The organism is Clostridium sp. 1001283B150210_160208_E6, from assembly GCF_015669365.1.
In the GTDB taxonomy this organism is placed as follows: domain Bacteria; phylum Bacillota; class Clostridia; order Clostridiales; family Clostridiaceae; genus Clostridium; species Clostridium paraputrificum.
In genome coordinates, this window is sequence record NZ_JADPAA010000001.1 from 392631 (window position 1) to 411283 (window position 18653).

An 18653-nucleotide genomic window follows, 5' to 3' on the forward strand; every position below is an offset into this window, starting at 1 on the left:
CATATGTTCTGAAAAATTTAAGTGTTTATTTTTACGTGATTCTGTATTAATATTTGAGTAATCCATAGTAATTATCCTCCGTGTATGTTTTGGTTTGGCGATTAAATCATAACACAGAATAATCCACTATGGATTTTTTTATTAGTTCAATTTCATTTTACAATTAGTCATCAAAAAATAAAAAACCGTACCCCTATATAATATAAGTGCACGGCTAGTAAGTTAATTAAGCTTTTTTAGTTTATACCCATTCTTGCCGTTACGCTTTACTTCATACAATGTTTCATCGGCAATAGTATATAATTTATTAAAGTTCATATTAAGTTTTGTCATAACGCAACCTAAACTAAGAGATATCCTTTGATTAATACCATTATGCTCTATTTCCTTATCCATTAACTTACACACTTTCTTTAGCGTTTCTTCAATATTGCCTATATTATTTTCCTCAATATCTTTTATAAAAACAATAAATTCATCTCCTCCTAAACGAGAAACAATATCCTTATCTGAAAAAGACTCTTTTAATATTTTGCTAAAATGCACCAATAAATCATCTCCTATCTTATGTCCTAAGCGATCATTTATCTGTTTAAAATAGTCTATATCTATGATAATAAACGCGCAATATAATGAGACATCTTTTTCCTTTAAATATTCCATAACTAATTTCTCACAGGCTTCTCTATTGTAAACTCCCGTTAATGAATCTATCTGTGTTTTTTCAAATAATCTTTGCTTATCTTCCTTTATTTTATTCAACCTCATTTTGAATATTATATAAATTAATATAAAAATTATAATCATGACTATACTAATTATAGTTAAACATAAAACTAAATTAGTATAGAAAAAATCTTTTATACTACTAGAATGCTTAATATTTAATATATTTTTCTGAGCAATATTTTCTATATCCTTATCGGATAAACTATACACAGCTTTATTAAGAATATCTCTTGCATAACTATCCATTTTGTTTGATATTCCAACTGATACTTTAATTTCCTCTCCAGTATAAATAACTTTTATATTGTTATAGTGTCCCACTGCACTATAATTAGATATAGAATAACTATTACCATAAGTTGATGTTACTATACCTTCATCAACAGCCCTTAAACATTCTTCAATATTACTATAATATTTAATTTCACATTCATCAGTTAAATTAATAGGATCATGACCTATTGGCAAAGCAATTATCTCTTTATCTTCATTCTTGTTTTTTTCATTATTTACTACTTTTAATACCTGAAAATCTAAATATACTTTTGTTAGCATAAAATCACATTTATCTGCAATTGAATAATCATTTACCGCCCCTATAATTATATCAATTTCACCATTTTTCATCATTTCATAGGCTTTATCATAGGTTTTAGCTCTAACATAATCAAATTTCATACCAGTTCTTTCAGATATTAAATTCATAGCATCAACAAAAATCCCCTTTGGTTGATTAGTACTTTCATCATAATATTGAATTGGCATTAAACCATCAACATATGCTGCCCTTATTGGATTCATATTTTTTATATAATTTACCTCATCTTTAGTCATTACTAAATTATTATTATAATTATTCACAAAGTATTTATTATAAAGGATTTGATCAAAATAGGGATTATCGTCTTTGATTTTATAAATAGCTCTATTTAACCCCTCTATAACTTCTGAATTTCCCTTGGTGGTAGCAAAGTAATATGGATTTCCTCCAAATTTAGCAATAACATTTTCGTTACTATCTACAGTTAAGTCTCCCCCTATAATAGCATCTACTTCTCCATCCTTCATTTTTTCTAACAGAAACTCCCTTTCATTACCACCTGAATATGAGATAAGGTTAATATCCTTAATCTTATTTTCTTCACAGAATTTCTTAAAATCATTTAGACCATTCACATTTTTTTCAAGATATCCCACTTTCATTCCATCTAATATATTGTATTTTGATTCATCAAAGCTATTATCGCCTAAAACTGCCAAAGTGGTATATGTCATACCTGAATCATATTTAGGAAAGTCAAAAATCTGCATAGTCACTTCATTTTTTAACATTCCAGCCAAAATATCAATCTCACCATTTTGTAAATCTTCCAAAAGTTCTTCAATGTTCTTTTCTACAAATTCATATTTCCAACCTGTATATATGGATATTTCTCTTAAATATTCATAGGCATATCCTGTGTAACCCCCATCTTTTTTTTCCGTAAAACCACTCACATTTGGAAATCCTACTCTAATTACTTTATTTTCCTCAGCACTTACAGTCTTTGGATAAATAATTGTACACATAATGACTATTAACATTGCAATAAAAACTTTACTTTTTCTTAGTGTTATCAATATACTATATATCATTTCTTATTCTCCCTTCCTTTATATATACTAAAACACTAAGAGACTGCTTATAAACCGTACTCTAAAATTGTATAAAATTATATAGTTTAAACTTATATCTTCTTTTTTCACAGATTTTATAATAATATACTGTTTTTTTTATTTCAATAATTTTTTCTCTATAAACTCTCCTTATATATTCATTTATTTCTACTTATAATAAAACAATTTGCCTCTTTCATTATTTGAGTACTTTTTATACTAAATCTAAGAAAAGAAAAACAAAAGGCTTATATTTATAAATTAAACCTTTTGTTTTAAATCATAGTTCTTATTTTATCTTATTTTTTTCAATTACAGCAAAATAGTTTCCTTCACTATCTGCGAAATTAAAAGTTTTACCTGTAGGCATATCTATTATTTCTCCTACAGTTACATTATTATTAGTTAGCTTTTTATATAACTTTTTTATATCTTCAGTAAAAAATAATAATGATGGGGTTCCTAAATTAATCGCTGAAGTCATTTTTTCAATTACTTCTTTATTATGTAGTACAATAGTTGTTTCTGAATCCTTTTGAGGTGCTACTTCAATCCACCTCATCCCTTCACCATTATCTTCTTCTGATATAACAGTAAACCCTACTTTCTCAGTCCAAAACTTTACTGCTTCATCTTGATTATATACATAAACCATAACTTGACCTAATATGTTGATCATAAAAACACTTCCTATTTTTTATTAATAAAGTTTATTATTAACAAAATTATATATCCTATTCAAATTTACAGAAATGCTTTTATACAACAATTATTTATACACAATATTATGGAACAATTCTTTTTCTATCCATAGTAATCAATGTTGCTTCTCTTACATTTTCTAAAACTAAAAATTTAACTGTTATCCTTATCTAACTGCTAATCCTTCATGACTTGGCATCACATACTTAAATATTTCTAAATAACTTTCATATACACTTCATAACTAGTTCTTTCTAATAATCTTTAAAATATGCATCATAAGATATACCTTCTCAGATTGATTAGAAGTATAATCATATTCTTCCTCAATTGCAGAAGCTATATCATCTATACATTTAACTATCTTTTTATCCATTATTGTTAAATTATCATACATCTTCTCAACAAAATCATTATCATCTTCTTCATCTTGACTAATTCTTTGAATAAAAAATTTTAAATGAGTAACTAATCTTGAATAATTTAATGTTTCAGTCCCTATTTTTATATTATAAGTTTTTTCTATGATATTTATCACCTTTTTAACAGTATCTATCATCTTTATCGCATCATTATCAGGGGCTCCATTAGTAGCATCAATTATATGAATAGCTATATATCCTGCTTCTCCATCTGACAATTTAACATTTGTTTTCTTTTTTATATGTTTTATAGCCCATTTACCCACTTCAAACTCTTTTTTATATAAGGCTTGTGTCTCATTCAATATCAAATTAGGCATTATCATTCCACTTTTTGCTCTTTCTACTGCAAAACTAATATGATCTGTTAATGCAATCATCATGGAAGCATCCATCTTTTTCTTCAACTTTTTTTCTGCATAACAAAAAATTTCTTCTGAAATCTCAAAATATTCAATTGGTGTTCTTTCCAAAAATGAATAGAACCTTTTCTTTTTTTCATTTTGAATAAAAAAGCTTTGTGTAACTTTACTCTCATTTACTAAATCACCTGGTTTTTTAGCAAAGCCAACTCCTGCTCCAGTTACTATTCCTTCTCTCTTATCTTCTGTTATTATAGATACCACATTATTATTAAAAACTTTTAATACTCTCATCATATGATTTTCCCCCTTGATACTATCAATACTATGTACAATTTGTAATGCTAAAACAACTTAATGTATTAATAAAGTAATACATACACCAAACTACTTAACTTCCTTTTTCCCTCCCCTTAAATTTTATACTATCTATATTCCTACCTAGTTCAATTAAATCGTAATTAAAAGGTATGTAATTTATGTAGCATACTGGTATGTCATTTGTCTTATTACAAAACTGTGTAGATATAATTAAATCAATATCATTTGTTCCTACATATTCATCAGCATAATGTATTGGAATATTATCTACTAATGTTAGGGAATCTTTAAACCTATCTTCTATCCACCTTTTTAATATATTAGTTATATTAAAATCATTATTACTAGTTAATACTGCTCTTACTTTATATTTAAGTACCTTTCTATTGTAATCATTTTCATTGATATTAATGCCTGCATAATTAACTAAAATCTTCGAAAGTATTTTTTTCTGTCTCCCTATAAGCATCTTTCACTCCTTTAATATATTACGCACCAATTAATTTAATAGTATTATTTATTTTACTTTAATATTAGTATATTACCTATATATTACCATAAATAACTTAAAAAATATAAATAATTATAAAAAGCACTAAAAGGAAAAGAATATCGGGCATATAAAAAAACACCTCAAAATATCCTTTTCCACTTTTATATTATAAAATGTTTATACATACTTACATTTACATAGCAATGTGTATATATAGTTTGCTAATGGTCCTACTATAATGACACTTAATATTGTTCCAATATTAATAGTTGCTCCTAGCGATAATGCAATTAAAACTCCAATTAAATCCGTTCCTACCTTAGATATCCCTATTCCTATATTAAACCTTTCATGAAATGCCATCATACAATCATCTAGTGAGTTAGGAATTAGATTGGCATACAAATATATTCCTAAACCTATAGATAAAATTGCTATTCCAAATACCATACAGTATATTCTTACTATTTCATTAGAAGAAGTAAGGACGTTTCTAATAAAATATAACCAACCGTCTGTACATACTCCTAATAAAATAGCTGTTATTATAGTAAGAGGTTTAAACTTTCCCTTTCTTAACAGACCTCCTATGAATACAAATACGAATGATAACAGTATTGAAAATGTCCCAACTGATAGACCAAATGTTTGATATAATCCAACATTTACTGAATCCCAAGCTCCCGCACCATAATCAGCCTGTATAGTAAGTGCTACCCCTAAAGTAAGAATACAAATTCCTAATAAAAATAGAATTATACGAACCTTAATTCTGTCTTTCATATTTTACTCATAAAACTTTTTATTCCAATATGGCTTATTGATCTCTAATAGATCATCAAATAATGCCTTTCCTACGCGATAAGAAGGAACTGTTTTATTTAATAGAATTGCTTGCATTGCTTTCTCTTTAGAACCTTCTAAACAAGCTTCTACAGCTAACTTTTCATATCCCTTTTGAGCTTCCATTAATGATTTATGGAATTGTGGAATATAGCCTACTGATACTGGTTCAATACCATGAGCTCCCACATAACAAGGCACTTCTACTACAGCATCATGATTGAAGTTTCCAATTGCTCCATTATTCATTACATTAATTATATATCTCTCACGCTTATCATTAATAATTGAACTTGCTATATCTACAATATAATTTCCATGTACACCTGAAACTAAGTAAGAGTCTTTTGCACTTCCTGCTTCAATAACACGTTTACACTCATCATAAACAGTAACTTCCCTTGTAGATAATACATAATCAGCTCTAGTAAAATTATGGTCAAACTGTTCTAACATTTCATCATGGAAATAGTAATATTGTAAATAGCATAATGGAAGATAGTCAGGATATGCTCTAAATCCTTTGATTACATTATTGAAAGTTTTAGTCCAGTAATCATCTGTCTTTCCATTATCACCACTCTCATAGAACTCTGTTAATTTTCCATCTAAAACATCTTTACGAATTTCAGGTAGCAAATCTTTTCCTTCCTTATTGTAAATATTAGTATACCAACCAAAGTGATTTAATCCAAAGTACTTAAATGTCAATTCACTATGAGGAATCTTTAAGTATTCTGCAATTGTCTCCTCTTGAGAAATAGGCATATCACAAATACATAACATTTTTGCTTCTGGATAAGTTCTGTATACAGCTTCTGATACCATAGCTTCTGGATTTGAATAGTTTAAAATCCATGCATTAGGACATACCTCTAAAGCTGTTTTAACTATATCTAAAATAGCTGGTATAGTTCTTAATGCAAATGAGAATCCTCCTAAGCCGCATGTTTCTTGTCCTATTAAGCCATGCTTGTAACATGTATGCTCATCAAGAGAACGTTGTTCATTTCTTCCTGGACGAATTTGTACAAATACATAATTAGCCCCTTCTAATGCTTCACGTAAATTGGTTGTCCAACTTGTTTTAATTTGTGGACAATGTTCTTCCATATATATACGATTAAATTCTCCCATATGATATACACGTCCCTCGTCTATATCATGTAAACATAATTCACCTAACTTTAATTCTTCTGCTCTTTGCGCTAATACTGCTAATATACCTGGTGTATGTGTTGATCCTGCTCCAATAATTACAAATTTATTTTTCATTTATACTACCTTCTTTCTGACTCTTATTACTATTGCCCTATTAAGTAATTAAATTCCTTCATTACTTTTCTTACATCTGTACCAATAATAATTTGGATAGATGTATCACTTAAACGTACTATACCCTTAGCACCAGTCTTCTTTATATTTGCCTCATTTACTAAAGATCCATCTTTTATTTCTAGACGTAAACGTGTTACACAACATTCTGCTGTTTCAACATTTTCTTTACCGCCTATATTTTGTAAAATTTTCTTTGCCATATATGCATAGTTACTATGAGTTAATTTTATATTCTTTTCTTCATCACTTATTTCTTCTGTGAATTCTAAATCATCATCTTCACGTCCTGGAGTTTTTAAATCCTTCTTAAGAATAATAAATTTAAATGAGAAGTAATATATGAAGAAAAATGTAATACCAACCGGAATAATCATCCAAACATTGTGACCTAATTTATAGTTCAATACAAAGTCAATTACACAGAAATTAATTGACATACCTAATTTAACATCTAAAAGATATAATATGGCACCAGCAGCTCCTGTTAACACTGCATGTAAAACATATAATTGAGGCGCAATAAACATAAATGAAAATTCAATTGGTTCTGTAATACCTGCAACAAAAGTTGTTAAAGCTCCAGACATCATTAATGACTTTGTTTTCTCACGATACTTTTCTTTAGCCGTTTTATACATTGCTAAACATGCTCCTGGTAATCCGAACATCATTGGAACGAAGAACATAGCTAGGAATAAACCGGCAGTAGGGTCTCCTGCAAGGAATCTTGGAATTTCACCAGTTATAACCTCTCCTGAAGCAGTAGTAAATGAACCCAATTCATAATAAATGAATGAATTTAAAACGTGATGTAATCCAACTGGTATTAATAAACGGTTAAAGAAACCAAATACTAATACTCCTAATGCTCCTGCTCCACCAATCCATAATGCAAATGAGTTTAAGCCTGCTTGGCAAGGTACCCAAATGTAACTAAATATAATTCCAAAAGGAACAGCAGCTATTGGTGCTAGAGTTACTACAAACTTATCACCTGTAAAAAATGAGAACATATCTGGAGTCTTCCACTCTCTACTATAATTGTAGATAATAGCAGTAAACACACCAACAACTATACCAGCAAAAACTCCCATACTAATATCAGGATTCATAAATGCTAGTGTTTGTTTAAAAACTGCTAATGAAATTATTGACCCTAAAATCGGACAAGTTTTGTCTTTTACCTTTGTATAGGCAACAACTGCTCCAATTGCAAATAGCATGTCCAGCATACCAAATACAACCCATGAAGCTGATTCTAGCACAGGTAAATTTAGCATATCTGGTGCACTAAGACGTGCTAGTAAACCTGCTACTGGAGTGGCTGCAATTGGTATTAACATTGCACGCCCAAGCTTAGATAACTGTTTTGTTATAGCTCCAAAAATCTCTTTCATAAATAATTCCCCTTCCATAATTAAAGATCTTTATACGTAGAAAGTATAAAATTTTCTTTTATATAGTCACCCAATTCTTTTTGAATAATTGCATTTAGCTCATAAATTCTTGGCAAATTAAATCCTGAACCTTCCATGATATGAATGTCCATATATGCTGGATGCCACATAAACTCAATAACTTCCAAGTCTTTATTTTCAGTTAAAACTTCTTTTACCTCTGAAACAATTGATTTTGTAACATCAGAAGACTTCTTTATTTTTTCTTCATTCCTCTTCCATGGATCTAGTAATATATCATTGCATCTTACTCCCTCTTTTCTATATACATCAGGATCTTGATACGAATTTCTTACTGGCAATCCATACTCTTTTGCTAATCTAATAATTATTTTTGTGTTATTTTTAAATGTATGAATATGATGATGTGAATCTAAGTGAGTAGGTTTAATACCTGCTTGTATCACTTTTTCAATTTGTGCTTTCCACTCTAAATAAACTTCTTCATCATCAACACTTGTTTCAATATTTTCATAAAAAGATAATTTCTTAAAATATCCAAATTCATCAACTAAAGTCTTATGTGAGTTAAGCACTGGCTTACCACAAGTTAATGTACAATGAACACCAATTCCTAGTCCTGGATTTTTCTTTGCTAATTCTACTGCATGTTCGAATCCAGGCATACCAGCCATAATGGTAGTTGACGTTAAGATTCCATATTTGTGACTATCGATAATTCCATAATTAATAGCATTTGAATATCCAAAATCATCTGCATTATTTATTAGTTTTGTGCTCATGTTTCCCTCTCACCTCCTTTCAATAAAAAAAACCTAAAGTACAATAGCGAAATTTTATCTACTATCATAATCTTTAGGTTTTGCCTGCCTTACCAGTTACAATCCTTTTATTCTTTTTTGCATACATCTTAAAAAAATAATATTCTTAATATATTTTGGGGTATAAAAAAAACCTAAAGCATAATAGTAAGATTTTACTCACTATCATAATCTTTAGGTTTTGCCTGCTTTACCAGTTACAAGCCTTCAATATTATTTTTTAATTATAGTATACTTTAGGATATATTTTGGTATAAAAAAAACCTAAAGCATAATAATAAGATTTACTCACTATTATGGTCTCTAGGTTTTGCCTGCTTTACCAGTTACAATCCATCTATACCATCATTATACTATACTTGTGCTTTATGTCAATAGCTTTTTTAAATATTTTACTAATAAATAGCCTTAGGTAAGTTATATCAATACCTAAGGCTATAAACTACATTGATTTTTACTCTGTGTAAGTTCAGTTAACTAGATTAAAGATTTAGAGCTTCACTTATGATATGGTTCGATATTCATTATTCTAAAGTTAATTACAAATTAATTTTCTGCCCCACATAAATTCTATTCTTATCCTCTATTCCATTCCTCTCAATCAACCTATCAACACTTACTCCATACTTCCTACTTATCCCCCAAAGAGTATCCCCCTCCTGTACCACATGATACTTAGAAGAGCTTGTCCCACCTTGATTTCCTCCACCGCTCAAATCAATTCCATAAAACTTACATACTCCCTTAAATATAGCTTCAGCAACCTTTTCACTATCATACCCATTCATATCCCTATTAGAATCAACAAAAGCGCATTCAACAATGATAGCTGGCATAGTTGTATTATTAATAACATAAAGATCTCTTCTATCCTTAACTCCTCTATTCCTAAGTCCAAGCTTACAAACTTCTTCTAAAATATCCTTACTTAATCTTTCTGATAAAGCATTCTGTTGCCCTCCCTTAATACATAAACACTCGCTTCCATATCCACCAGAACATGCATTATGATGAATAGACAAAAATACATCCACCTTTCCATAGTTAGCTGTTCTACATCTTTTACTTAATGAGTCCCTATGATTACTAGCTGAAGAAGGTAAACACTCCACCACCTTAATTTCCTTTGCCCTAAACTTTTTTATAAGAGATTTACCAACTAATAAATTAAGCTCATCTTCCCTTCTTATGCCTACAGCGCCTACATCACATCTTAAGTTATGACCAATATCAATTCCAATACATTTTAAATTCATAAAAAACACCTCCAAATGTGATATATGCAAGGTCTGAGGAGGTGATATTTATTTATAATATTTAAGACCTGGACTATAGCCAGGTCTATTTTCACAATAATTTCTTTAATTTTAATCCTTCACTAACAATATTTTTCTTCTCAATATAATTATAGCCATCCCATTGCTTATGTGTGAGACAAGGTAATTTAACTTCTAATACTTCATCACTATCATTAATATTAACCTTTGTTGTTTCTTCAATATACTCATCAGTTATCCTATCAATTTTCTCACAAATAGATTTCAGATTGCAGCTCTCAATTTAATTTTATCTTCCTTGATAAATCCCTCCAAAATTTATTTTGAAATAAAATATATGCATTTTCAGAATTCATCCCATAAGAATCCTTTCAAACCCGCATTTTTTACTATAACTTCTTAAGTTCTTTTCTTGTTAAGTTCGTATCTTCTTATCTTCTTATCTTCTTATCTTCTTATCTTCTTATCTTCTTAAGTTGTTAAAAACATAAGAAGTTAACAACTTATCTTTTTGCATATAGAATTTATAGAAAAACAATTTGGAGGTTTAAGATGGCAAGAAGAAAAAAAGAATTTGTAATGTCTAAAGACGATTTATGTTACGAAGAACCAATAGATGAAATCTGTTTTACAGATTATGTACCACCATCTAAAGATGCTGTTGCTAGCTTTTGCTTTACTGATGAAGCTAAAGAAGAAAACGCAGTTTTTGATAAGAAAAAAGAAGAAGCTCAACCTGTCACTAAAATAAACTTTTCCTCCCCTCATCTTCAGGATAATAGACATAAACCTCAACCAAATGGTATTACCCCTCCTATAAATGGAGAATTTTTTGAAGTCCGTAGATCTTATTCTTTTAGAAAATCTACCATAATAAAGCTTAATCAAATTAAAGGCACAAGCCATGACTACAGTATTTATATGAATACTATACTAGATAATGCTATCTGCTTTTACTATGATCATATAATGAAAAAAAGTTGAGATTAATCTTTCTCAACTTCTATCTTCTAAGTAACTTTTTATTGCACAATTTCTTAGAATTGCGAAATAAAAAATACCGTTTATTCATTTTGAAATAATACAATATTTTCACTAATTTATATTTAATTTTATTAATCATTTTTATTTAACATTTTTAAATAGTTAATACATTCATCATAATCATCATTTCCGATTAATCCTTTTAATATAAATCCATCTTTTAAAACTATTTGGAATTTTTCAGATGTTACATCTTGAATTGATTTTAATATAGAATATATTATTGTTCCTAATCCTGATATAGTAAATAATATCCCTAAAAACTCAATTCTTAATTTTCTAGTTATAAAGAATCCTATTATTGCAATTATCGACCATATTATTGCTGCAATTTTTACTTTATTCATTTTTATCACTAACTTTGGAAATCCATTTTCATCTTCTTTAACCTTAACTATTTTATTAGTAAAAAGTATTCCTAATACATCATCTAACCTCACAAACTTGTGTTTTAATTCTTCATTTATTACGTTTGTATCTACAAAGAAAATTCTTTTATTAGTAAAAAATAAATCATCAAATACTCCGTATTGTAGTGAACCCCCTAAAGTACCTCCTGCAACTGAAGCCGCTGTAGTTGCATATATAGCTGTTATATTTCTTACCTTAATTATCTTTTCTATTTTCTCATCATCTTCTAACTCTTTTTCAATTCCACTAGAAATATTTTTTAAATTATTAATTATAAATTTTGATTTAACCGCACCACTAATCCTTTTATATTTTTCCTCCTCTTCTTCTGATAAATTTATATATTTTTGTATTTCAGATTCTTTATAATTTATCTTATTAAAGCTCTTTATTATATTGTCTGACATTTCTTACACCTCCCAATTCTTCTTTTATTTTTTTCCTTCCCCTAGATAACCGAGTATATATATAATCTTCACTTTTATTTAAACTTACTGCTATTGTTGCAATTTCTTCATCAAAATAGTATCGTCTAATAAATATTTCCCTGTCAAAATCACTTAAACAACCTAACAATTCATCAAAGTTCTCTTGCTCTATTATACAGTCATAGTTGTATGTGCAATATTGTAAATCGTTATCTAATTCTTTTTCAGAATAACGTTCTCTTCTTCTTGATACTTTTCTTATATAATCTATGGCTGTATATTTAGTTATACTTATAATAAAATTCCTCAGCACACTTTTTTCTTCATCATATTCAATTATTGAATCCCATATCTTCATTAATACCTCATAAAATATATCCTCAAAATCACTCTCACTATCCTTCTTATTGATAGTATATTTTATTACGCCGTATATTAATTTACCGTACTTATCAATAAGAATTTCGATTCCTTTTTGTTCCCTTTCTTTTAAACATCTTACAACTTCTTTATCATTCATTTACCTTTTTCACCCCTCCCTCTATATATTCGTTTTCTACTTAACAATTTCTGTCACATTTTTTTATATTAATTAAATAACTTCTCTAATATATGTAAGCTATATTATAGCTATATAATGAAAAAAAGTTGAGATTAATCTTTCTCAACTTCTATCTTCTAAGTAACTTTTTAATGCACAATTTCTTAGAACTACGAACAAAAAACACCGCATATTCAGTTTTAAATAGTACGGTGTTACCATTAATTTAATATTGCATTTTACTTTCTTAATATATTTAAGTTATTATTTTAAAATTCATTTTTATTTGAATCTAGTACTTTATCTATCTTAGATTCAAGTCTATTTATTCTTATATATAGTTCTTTAACATATAACGATTGTTTTTCTTCTTGTTCCTTTAACTTAGCTGGCATATAGAATATAACCATAAATATAGCTACTAAAATTATTCCTATAATAATTAACCCCATCTAATACTCTCCTTCTGAATTTATTTTATTTATATCTAGCTTTTTTACAATTATGAGTTAATTATAGCATATTTTTCAAATACCGTACTATTCAATTTTCTAAGATCACTTAGTTCGCAATATCTACATAGTTTGTACTTTCTTAGAATTACGATATAAAAAATACCGCATATTCTTTTGAATAATACGGTATTTTTATTTTAACTATTTTTTTTCAAAATAAAAAGCAATCTCTCCACCTACTACTATTATAGTATTTTTATTGGTTATAGTACCACCATTACATCTTCTATTACAATTAACATTTTTATAGGTAATATCATAATTCTCATCTAAAATAATAATAGCAGATTTTTGTCCCTTTTTTACAAATTCATAAGTTAAATTGTAGGAATTTTTATCACTTTTATTCAAAATATAGATACCTGGTTTATAAGTATTATTAATTGGAAAAATTTCTTCATCTGCCTTTACTTTAGAGCTTGATATTGCTAAGCATAATAATATTATTGACACACAAGTTAAAACTTTCTTTTTCATAAAATCACCTCAACTATATTATTTACTTATACAAAAAAATTATTATAACTCATATGTAAAATCACAATCTCATTTCACCTTCTTCCTAATATATGTTATATTTTGTATATAAATTATATTTATGGTAGGGGTGATTTTTTGTATAAATTCAATGAACTACTTTATAAAAAGACTAAAAAACCTTCTTTATTGGACTTTATATTTATTCCATTGTTATTAATAATTATTATTTTTGTATTCTTAAACTTAAATAACAAAACTGGTAATGATAAAAATCTATATCTTGTAGTTTTATGTATGTCTACTATTTTTTTATTTCTTATGTTATTTGAACTTTTAATTCCAAAAAGAATGAGTCCATTAACTAAAAAGTTATTAAAACCTGAAATAGATAAACTAATAGAGCAAGGAAAATCTTTAGAAGCTAATATATTAGATAATTCAGTAGAGTTTAGGGGCATAATGAAGGTAGCTGTTAATTCATCAAGTAACAATTATGTAGGAAAATCTTTTTCAGAAATAATTATTTATTTTAATGAAATAAATGAAGTTTTAATAAGAAATGATAATGTAATAATAAACTACAAGAAAGGTTCTTCTAGATATAATTTTGGAGTATCTAATTACTTTGAAAACTCTATAGATTTTGCACAGGAGCTAAAAGAAAAGCTTATAAGAAATAATGACTCTGTACATTTTAATTATTAAATTTATTATAAATATATAAATAACATATTGATGTTATTGAATTCTTACTCATCTTAATTTAATCCTTCAATTTCTGAAAAAAGAGGCCTGCCCATGCAAGCCTCTTTTACTTAAATTAAAACAATACTCTACTTTAATATTTATTTTTTGCTTTGGTTTATTGTATCAACAACAATTTCAATTCCTTTACTAAAGAAATTTATTTTTCGCTTGCTGAACACATCATTATTTGAAGAAATTGATACATTGGCAACTGCCAATTGATCTTTTTCCGTATATTTAGGATTTCCCATTAAAGTAGTCCATTCTATATTTACATCTGATTTAGAAATTGGTTTATCATAATCTAATACATATTGTGTTTTTTCAAAAAAGCCAGAATTAGAATCTGCATTAACAATGATATCATCATTTTCTGTATTCTGATAAATTTGTATTGTATAATTCACAATATCCTCACCTGAGGTTACATATTCCTTATTTGGAGATATGGTTTCCTCACATATTAACTCATCATTTGCAGTAGGTATGAACGAGCTATCATCCTTGTTGCTATTTTTTGATGAACAACCAATAAAAGTAGTAAATATCAATAAAATCAAAAGAACTGATATTCTACATCTCTTCATTTTATTTTCCTCCCTTGTTTATTTTTATCTCTTCAATAAGCTAATTAACAAACTGGAATTTATAAGGAAACATAGATTTAAATCCGTTATTTTTCAGAACTTAAATATTAATAAATCTCAATTCTTTTTCAGCTTCTAATTTAGATTCATAAAATATAACTTCATTGTATGGTTTAAGATTGTTTTTCCAATTTTTAGTTGTTTCTAAAAACTCTTTCCCGCTATTTGCAATTAGAAAACATTCTTTATTTTTGTTGATATAGCATATTGGTAAATCACGTTGTAAATCTGTAAATGAGCCAACAGTTCCAATTAAACCACCTTCGCTATCTGTTGCGAAAACATCTACTTGAGGAACCGTATAAAATGATAATTTAATAATATTATCATCAAAAATAAAATGTATATCATACTCATCAGCATATTGTTGATAAGTTTCATTTTTATCATTTGAATCCATATGATAAACAGTACTACCTGATTTAATAACTTCCGTATCTTTTATACCTATACATATAGCTGGACAATTTTCTCTTTTTGTTACATCTAAATATACTTTATTCATTTCCCCTCCATAAATTCTAATTTATCTGTCTATAACTTAATACTATTATATCATCTTTTCCAATACTCTATTATTCAGTTTTCAAAGTATATGATAGTAAATTTCCTAATAATTTCACAATCTAACTAAACACTCATCTCCTATGCATATATGAGTATTAGGAGGTGATTTTTCATGGAACTAAATGAACTTGTAAATTTAATTGGTAATGTTGGTTTCCCTGTTGCAGTTAGTGCTTATCTCTTGATAAGGCTAGAAAAACAAATAACCACCCTTACCTCTTCTATAAACAAGCTAAACACTATAATATCAACAAAATTAGGTGTTGTAATCCAAACTGAAAAAGATGATACAGTAGCTTAATTTACCATCAAAAAGGCATACATAGTTATGTCTTTTTATTTTACATATTACTTTTTTAACTTCTGCATATATCATTTATGAATACTTTGAAAGGAGGAATTTATTATGGCAATTACTAAGGTTTTAGCTAGTTCTGCTTTAGTTATTGAAGTAGAAAATGGATCAGACAAAAACGGAGCTCCAACTTATAGAAAGAAATCTTTTGCTGGAGTTAAGGGAAATGCTGCTGTTGAAAATGTATATGCTGTTGCAGATGCTGTGAAAGCAGTAATGAAGAATCCAACTAGAAACTACTACCTAAATGACTCTAACTTGCTTGACAACGACCAAGAGTAATAGGGGTAATTTCTAAATCTTAAAGAAAGGGAGGAACTAGGTTATGGAGTTTACTTTATCAATGACTTTCACTACTTCTAATGGAGATAAATCTACTATCTCTATTGAAGGAGTTAAGGAAAACTTAACTCAAGCTGAAGCTTCAACTTTAATGGATACCATCATAGAAAAAGATATTTTCCTTACTAAGAATGGTACATTAACTGGCAAGTATTCAGCTCAGTTAGTACAAAAACAAGTTACTAAGTTTAATGTAGCTTAATAAAAAATATGGGATAGATATTTATTTTCCTTGTTCCATCGCAAGCTCAAATTCACAGAAAAATAAAATTCTATCCCCTTCCTACTTAAGGTAAGGAAAATAGGCTTGCAAGTAACTGCAAGCCTATTTTTTCTATATCTATTCTATTTCATTACTATCTACTAATCTTTTTGCAACACTACAAATATTCTTAAAAGCTTCTCTAAGTCCACTTTCTCCCTTATTAGGTGTCTTAATAATTGTAATTTTATCATTATACATATCAATTACTTCTGAGCGATCTTCTGAAATTGCTGCTAAAGCTTTTGTACTAGTTGTTGTTACAATATCATAAGCTACTTTTGCACACATAGAAGCAGAATCTGCATAACTTAATGAAGGGCCACATATTACAACATCCGGATTTAACCTTTTAACCATGCCACAAAGTTTACGACTAACCTCCTCTGGATTTTCAAGATATGTTCCAGTTCCACAATAAAGTGTTGCAACTATATTACCATCTATTTCTTTTAAATAAGGCTTCATAATTACCCCTGGTCCAATTATCTCCTTTGTTCCAGTAAGAGGAATCATTTTATCATTTTTTGTTCCATATCCAGATTGAACTTGATCTAATATCATTATAACTTTCATAATTAACTTCCCATCCTATAAATCGTCAAATGATAAATCATCAAGAGAGATATCATCATCTGCGCTTTCACTTGCCTGTAATTCTTCCTTTTTATATTGCTTATCCATCATCTTTACAAATGGCATATAAATGAATACACCTAAAATTACAAGAATTAATTGAAGAAGTGCTCCTCTCCAGCCAGTTGTTAAAAATCCAGATATAATAACAGGAGTTGTCCATGGCATACTTACTCCGCTAGTAAATGGAACTAGTCCACTAACCATTGAAAAATATGATATTAAAATATTTATAAGTGGTGTTAATAAAAATGGAATTAAAATTGTTGGATTTAATACTACAGGTAATCCAAATATAACAGGTTCATTTATTCCAAATAATGCAGGTACAATTGAAATCTTACTTAAGTTTTTAATACGTTGTGATCTACATACAATAATCATCGCAATTAACATAGATAATGTTGATCCAGCTCCTCCAAATGTAGTGAACAAGTCATAGAACTGTTGATTTATTACATTTGGAAGTACAGTTCCTGCTTGGAATGCTGATAAATTTTCCATTGAAAGCGGTGTTAATATAGGCTGCATTATACTACCAACAATAGAACCTCCATTTATTCCAAAGAACCAGAAGAAATGTTGGAATCCCATTGCAACTAATACTGCACCTAATGTATTTCCTAACACTAGAAGTGGTTGTTGTAAAAATTTAAATATAAAATTAAATGCATTATCATATGGTGTAATTGCTATTAAACTATTAGCTAAAAAGAATACTCCAAGTACTACTGCTGAAGGAACTAACGCTGCAAATGATTGAGTAACTGCTGGTGGAACACCTTTAGGCATTTTAATTATCCATCCTTTTTTAATTACCCATGCGTATATATGAACTGATACAAATGCAGTTATTATTCCTATGAATATTCCTTTAGAACCAACCCAATCTAATGGAATTCCATTTAATGTTACACTTCCATCTGTAACTTTATATGGCATTAATATAAACCATGATACTACAGCTACAGCAGCTCCTGATAATTTATCTACATTTAATTCTCTTGAAAAAGAATATGCAATTCCAACTACAGCTAAGATAGCCATAATATCAAATGTTGCACTTGTTGGTTTAGCCATATAGGCTGTCCAATTTTCTCCAAAAAATCTTGCCCAAAATTCTGTCCAATTATTAATTGGGAAGTTTGCAATAAGTAAGAAGAATGATCCTATAATTAATAAAGGTGTTGTAAGTAAAAATCCATCTCTAATAGAAATTAAGTATTTATTTTTCCCAATCTTTTCAGCAAGTGGCATAAAAATTGATTCTAATTTATCTAACATTAATAATCACCT

The 18653-nt window shown here is 28.2% G+C and carries 22 protein-coding genes; 5 read left to right on the forward strand and 17 right to left on the reverse strand.

Going from position 1 to position 18653, the window contains the following annotated elements:
• Nucleotides 1-222 precede the first annotated feature (222 nt).
• From I4V16_RS02020 to I4V16_RS02060, 9 genes are all read right to left on the reverse strand, one after another.
• Nucleotides 223-2364 carry a GGDEF domain-containing protein gene (locus I4V16_RS02020; protein WP_195966460.1) on the reverse strand — a complete coding sequence of 714 codons (2142 nt, stop codon included), beginning with the start codon at nt 2362-2364 and terminating at the stop codon, nt 223-225.
• 310 nt (nt 2365-2674) lie between these two features.
• Nucleotides 2675-3064: a VOC family protein gene (locus I4V16_RS02025; RefSeq protein ID WP_195966461.1), complete on the reverse strand. Its 390-nt coding sequence runs from the start codon at nt 3062-3064 to the stop codon at nt 2675-2677.
• Between the two features lie 267 nt (nt 3065-3331).
• Nucleotides 3332-4168, reverse strand: coding sequence for a PRD domain-containing protein (locus I4V16_RS02030; RefSeq protein ID WP_195966462.1), 837 nt, complete (start codon nt 4166-4168; stop codon nt 3332-3334).
• 94 nt (nt 4169-4262) lie between these two features.
• Nucleotides 4263-4661, reverse strand: a complete 399-nt coding sequence (locus tag I4V16_RS02035; RefSeq protein ID WP_195966463.1) for a hypothetical protein — start codon at nt 4659-4661, stop codon at nt 4263-4265.
• A gap of 201 nt (nt 4662-4862) precedes the next feature.
• A complete protein-coding gene (locus tag I4V16_RS02040) occupies nt 4863-5468 on the reverse strand; it encodes a YitT family protein (RefSeq protein WP_195617367.1) in 606 nt (201 codons plus the stop codon).
• Nucleotides 5469-5471: 3 nt separating this feature from the next.
• A complete protein-coding gene (locus tag I4V16_RS02045; protein ID WP_195541963.1) occupies nt 5472-6803 on the reverse strand; it encodes a 6-phospho-alpha-glucosidase in 1332 nt (443 codons plus the stop codon).
• A 29-nt stretch (nt 6804-6832) separates the two neighbouring features.
• Nucleotides 6833-8263 (reverse strand): PTS transporter subunit EIIC, encoded by a 1431-nt coding sequence (locus I4V16_RS02050; protein ID WP_195966464.1) that lies wholly within the window; start codon nt 8261-8263, stop codon nt 6833-6835.
• Nucleotides 8264-8283: 20 nt separating this feature from the next.
• Complete coding sequence (locus tag I4V16_RS02055; RefSeq protein WP_195541965.1) at nt 8284-9066, reverse strand: carbohydrate deacetylase; 783 nt, start codon at nt 9064-9066, stop codon at nt 8284-8286.
• Between the two features lie 578 nt (nt 9067-9644).
• Nucleotides 9645-10361, reverse strand: a complete 717-nt coding sequence (locus tag I4V16_RS02060) for an N-acetylmuramoyl-L-alanine amidase (protein ID WP_195966465.1) — start codon at nt 10359-10361, stop codon at nt 9645-9647.
• 573 nt (nt 10362-10934) lie between these two features.
• Here I4V16_RS02060 and I4V16_RS02065 point away from each other — a divergent pair.
• Nucleotides 10935-11366 (forward strand): hypothetical protein, encoded by a 432-nt coding sequence (locus tag I4V16_RS02065; RefSeq protein ID WP_111937656.1) that lies wholly within the window; start codon nt 10935-10937, stop codon nt 11364-11366.
• 131 nt (nt 11367-11497) lie between these two features.
• Here the strand turns inward: I4V16_RS02065 and I4V16_RS02070 are convergent, their stop codons facing one another.
• The 4 genes from I4V16_RS02070 to I4V16_RS02085 form a co-directional block, all read right to left on the reverse strand.
• The gene (locus tag I4V16_RS02070; protein ID WP_099329681.1) at nt 11498-12244 is read right to left on the reverse strand and encodes a hypothetical protein; all 747 of its coding nucleotides are present in this window, start codon (nt 12242-12244) and stop codon (nt 11498-11500) included.
• A complete protein-coding gene (locus I4V16_RS02075) occupies nt 12216-12785 on the reverse strand; it encodes a sigma-70 family RNA polymerase sigma factor (protein WP_099329682.1) in 570 nt (189 codons plus the stop codon). Before I4V16_RS02075 ends, I4V16_RS02070 begins: the two co-directional genes overlap by 29 nt.
• A 290-nt stretch (nt 12786-13075) precedes the next feature.
• Nucleotides 13076-13258, reverse strand: coding sequence for a hypothetical protein (locus I4V16_RS02080; protein ID WP_049180075.1), 183 nt, complete (start codon nt 13256-13258; stop codon nt 13076-13078).
• 204 nt (nt 13259-13462) lie between these two features.
• On the reverse strand, nt 13463-13798 hold the full coding sequence (locus tag I4V16_RS02085; protein WP_049179644.1) for a hypothetical protein: 336 nt from the start codon (nt 13796-13798) through the stop codon (nt 13463-13465).
• Nucleotides 13799-13936: 138 nt separating this feature from the next.
• On the opposite strand from I4V16_RS02085, the gene I4V16_RS02090 reads away from it, so the two are divergent.
• Nucleotides 13937-14506: a hypothetical protein gene (locus tag I4V16_RS02090; RefSeq protein ID WP_099330165.1), complete on the forward strand. Its 570-nt coding sequence runs from the start codon at nt 13937-13939 to the stop codon at nt 14504-14506.
• Nucleotides 14507-14646: 140 nt separating this feature from the next.
• On the opposite strand, the gene I4V16_RS02095 is transcribed toward I4V16_RS02090, so the two are convergent.
• Both I4V16_RS02095 and I4V16_RS02100 read right to left on the reverse strand, forming a co-directional pair.
• On the reverse strand, nt 14647-15135 hold the full coding sequence (locus I4V16_RS02095) for a hypothetical protein (RefSeq protein ID WP_099330166.1): 489 nt from the start codon (nt 15133-15135) through the stop codon (nt 14647-14649).
• A gap of 100 nt (nt 15136-15235) precedes the next feature.
• Entirely contained in the window at nt 15236-15700 is a 465-nt protein-coding gene (locus I4V16_RS02100) for a hypothetical protein (RefSeq protein ID WP_099330167.1), read from the reverse strand.
• 174 nt (nt 15701-15874) lie between these two features.
• Between I4V16_RS02100 and I4V16_RS02105 the strand changes: the two genes are divergently transcribed.
• The 3 genes from I4V16_RS02105 to I4V16_RS02115 all read left to right on the forward strand — a co-directional run bounded on the left by I4V16_RS02105 (nt 15875) and on the right by I4V16_RS02115 (nt 16661).
• The gene (locus tag I4V16_RS02105; RefSeq protein ID WP_099330168.1) at nt 15875-16063 is read left to right on the forward strand and encodes a YvrJ family protein; all 189 of its coding nucleotides are present in this window, start codon (nt 15875-15877) and stop codon (nt 16061-16063) included.
• A gap of 105 nt (nt 16064-16168) precedes the next feature.
• Nucleotides 16169-16399: a DUF1659 domain-containing protein gene (locus tag I4V16_RS02110; RefSeq protein ID WP_027098061.1), complete on the forward strand. Its 231-nt coding sequence runs from the start codon at nt 16169-16171 to the stop codon at nt 16397-16399.
• A 43-nt stretch (nt 16400-16442) separates the two neighbouring features.
• Entirely contained in the window at nt 16443-16661 is a 219-nt protein-coding gene (locus tag I4V16_RS02115) for a DUF2922 domain-containing protein (protein ID WP_055183723.1), read from the forward strand.
• Between the two features lie 138 nt (nt 16662-16799).
• Here the strand turns inward: I4V16_RS02115 and I4V16_RS02120 are convergent, their stop codons facing one another.
• Together I4V16_RS02120 and I4V16_RS02125 are read right to left on the reverse strand one after the other, a co-directional pair.
• Nucleotides 16800-17297 carry a GrdB-related putative oxidoreductase gene (locus I4V16_RS02120; protein WP_027098063.1) on the reverse strand — a complete coding sequence of 166 codons (498 nt, stop codon included), beginning with the start codon at nt 17295-17297 and terminating at the stop codon, nt 16800-16802.
• A 15-nt stretch (nt 17298-17312) separates the two neighbouring features.
• Nucleotides 17313-18641 (reverse strand): PTS sugar transporter subunit IIC, encoded by a 1329-nt coding sequence (locus tag I4V16_RS02125; RefSeq protein WP_195541972.1) that lies wholly within the window; start codon nt 18639-18641, stop codon nt 17313-17315.
• Nucleotides 18642-18653: the final 12 nt, after the last annotated feature.

Coding starts and splice junctions, on each gene's coding strand:
- I4V16_RS02020 (WP_195966460.1), bottom strand. CDS start 2,364: ATGATATATAGTATATTGATAACACTAAGAAAAAGTAAAGTTTTTATT.
- I4V16_RS02025 (WP_195966461.1), bottom strand. CDS start 3,064: ATGATCAACATATTAGGTCAAGTTATGGTTTATGTATATAATCAAGAT.
- I4V16_RS02030 (WP_195966462.1), bottom strand. CDS start 4,168: ATGATGAGAGTATTAAAAGTTTTTAATAATAATGTGGTATCTATAATA.
- I4V16_RS02035 (WP_195966463.1), bottom strand. CDS start 4,661: ATGCTTATAGGGAGACAGAAAAAAATACTTTCGAAGATTTTAGTTAAT.
- I4V16_RS02040 (WP_195617367.1), bottom strand. CDS start 5,468: ATGAAAGACAGAATTAAGGTTCGTATAATTCTATTTTTATTAGGAATT.
- I4V16_RS02045 (WP_195541963.1), bottom strand. CDS start 6,803: ATGAAAAATAAATTTGTAATTATTGGAGCAGGATCAACACATACACCA.
- I4V16_RS02050 (WP_195966464.1), bottom strand. CDS start 8,263: ATGAAAGAGATTTTTGGAGCTATAACAAAACAGTTATCTAAGCTTGGG.
- I4V16_RS02055 (WP_195541965.1), bottom strand. CDS start 9,066: ATGAGCACAAAACTAATAAATAATGCAGATGATTTTGGATATTCAAAT.
- I4V16_RS02060 (WP_195966465.1), bottom strand. CDS start 10,361: ATGAATTTAAAATGTATTGGAATTGATATTGGTCATAACTTAAGATGT.
- I4V16_RS02065 (WP_111937656.1), top strand. CDS start 10,935: ATGGCAAGAAGAAAAAAAGAATTTGTAATGTCTAAAGACGATTTATGT.
- I4V16_RS02070 (WP_099329681.1), bottom strand. CDS start 12,244: ATGTCAGACAATATAATAAAGAGCTTTAATAAGATAAATTATAAAGAA.
- I4V16_RS02075 (WP_099329682.1), bottom strand. CDS start 12,785: ATGAATGATAAAGAAGTTGTAAGATGTTTAAAAGAAAGGGAACAAAAA.
- I4V16_RS02080 (WP_049180075.1), bottom strand. CDS start 13,258: ATGGGGTTAATTATTATAGGAATAATTTTAGTAGCTATATTTATGGTT.
- I4V16_RS02085 (WP_049179644.1), bottom strand. CDS start 13,798: ATGAAAAAGAAAGTTTTAACTTGTGTGTCAATAATATTATTATGCTTA.
- I4V16_RS02095 (WP_099330166.1), bottom strand. CDS start 15,135: ATGAAGAGATGTAGAATATCAGTTCTTTTGATTTTATTGATATTTACT.
- I4V16_RS02100 (WP_099330167.1), bottom strand. CDS start 15,700: ATGAATAAAGTATATTTAGATGTAACAAAAAGAGAAAATTGTCCAGCT.
- I4V16_RS02105 (WP_099330168.1), top strand. CDS start 15,875: ATGGAACTAAATGAACTTGTAAATTTAATTGGTAATGTTGGTTTCCCT.
- I4V16_RS02110 (WP_027098061.1), top strand. CDS start 16,169: ATGGCAATTACTAAGGTTTTAGCTAGTTCTGCTTTAGTTATTGAAGTA.
- I4V16_RS02115 (WP_055183723.1), top strand. CDS start 16,443: ATGGAGTTTACTTTATCAATGACTTTCACTACTTCTAATGGAGATAAA.
- I4V16_RS02120 (WP_027098063.1), bottom strand. CDS start 17,297: ATGAAAGTTATAATGATATTAGATCAAGTTCAATCTGGATATGGAACA.
- I4V16_RS02125 (WP_195541972.1), bottom strand. CDS start 18,641: ATGTTAGATAAATTAGAATCAATTTTTATGCCACTTGCTGAAAAGATT.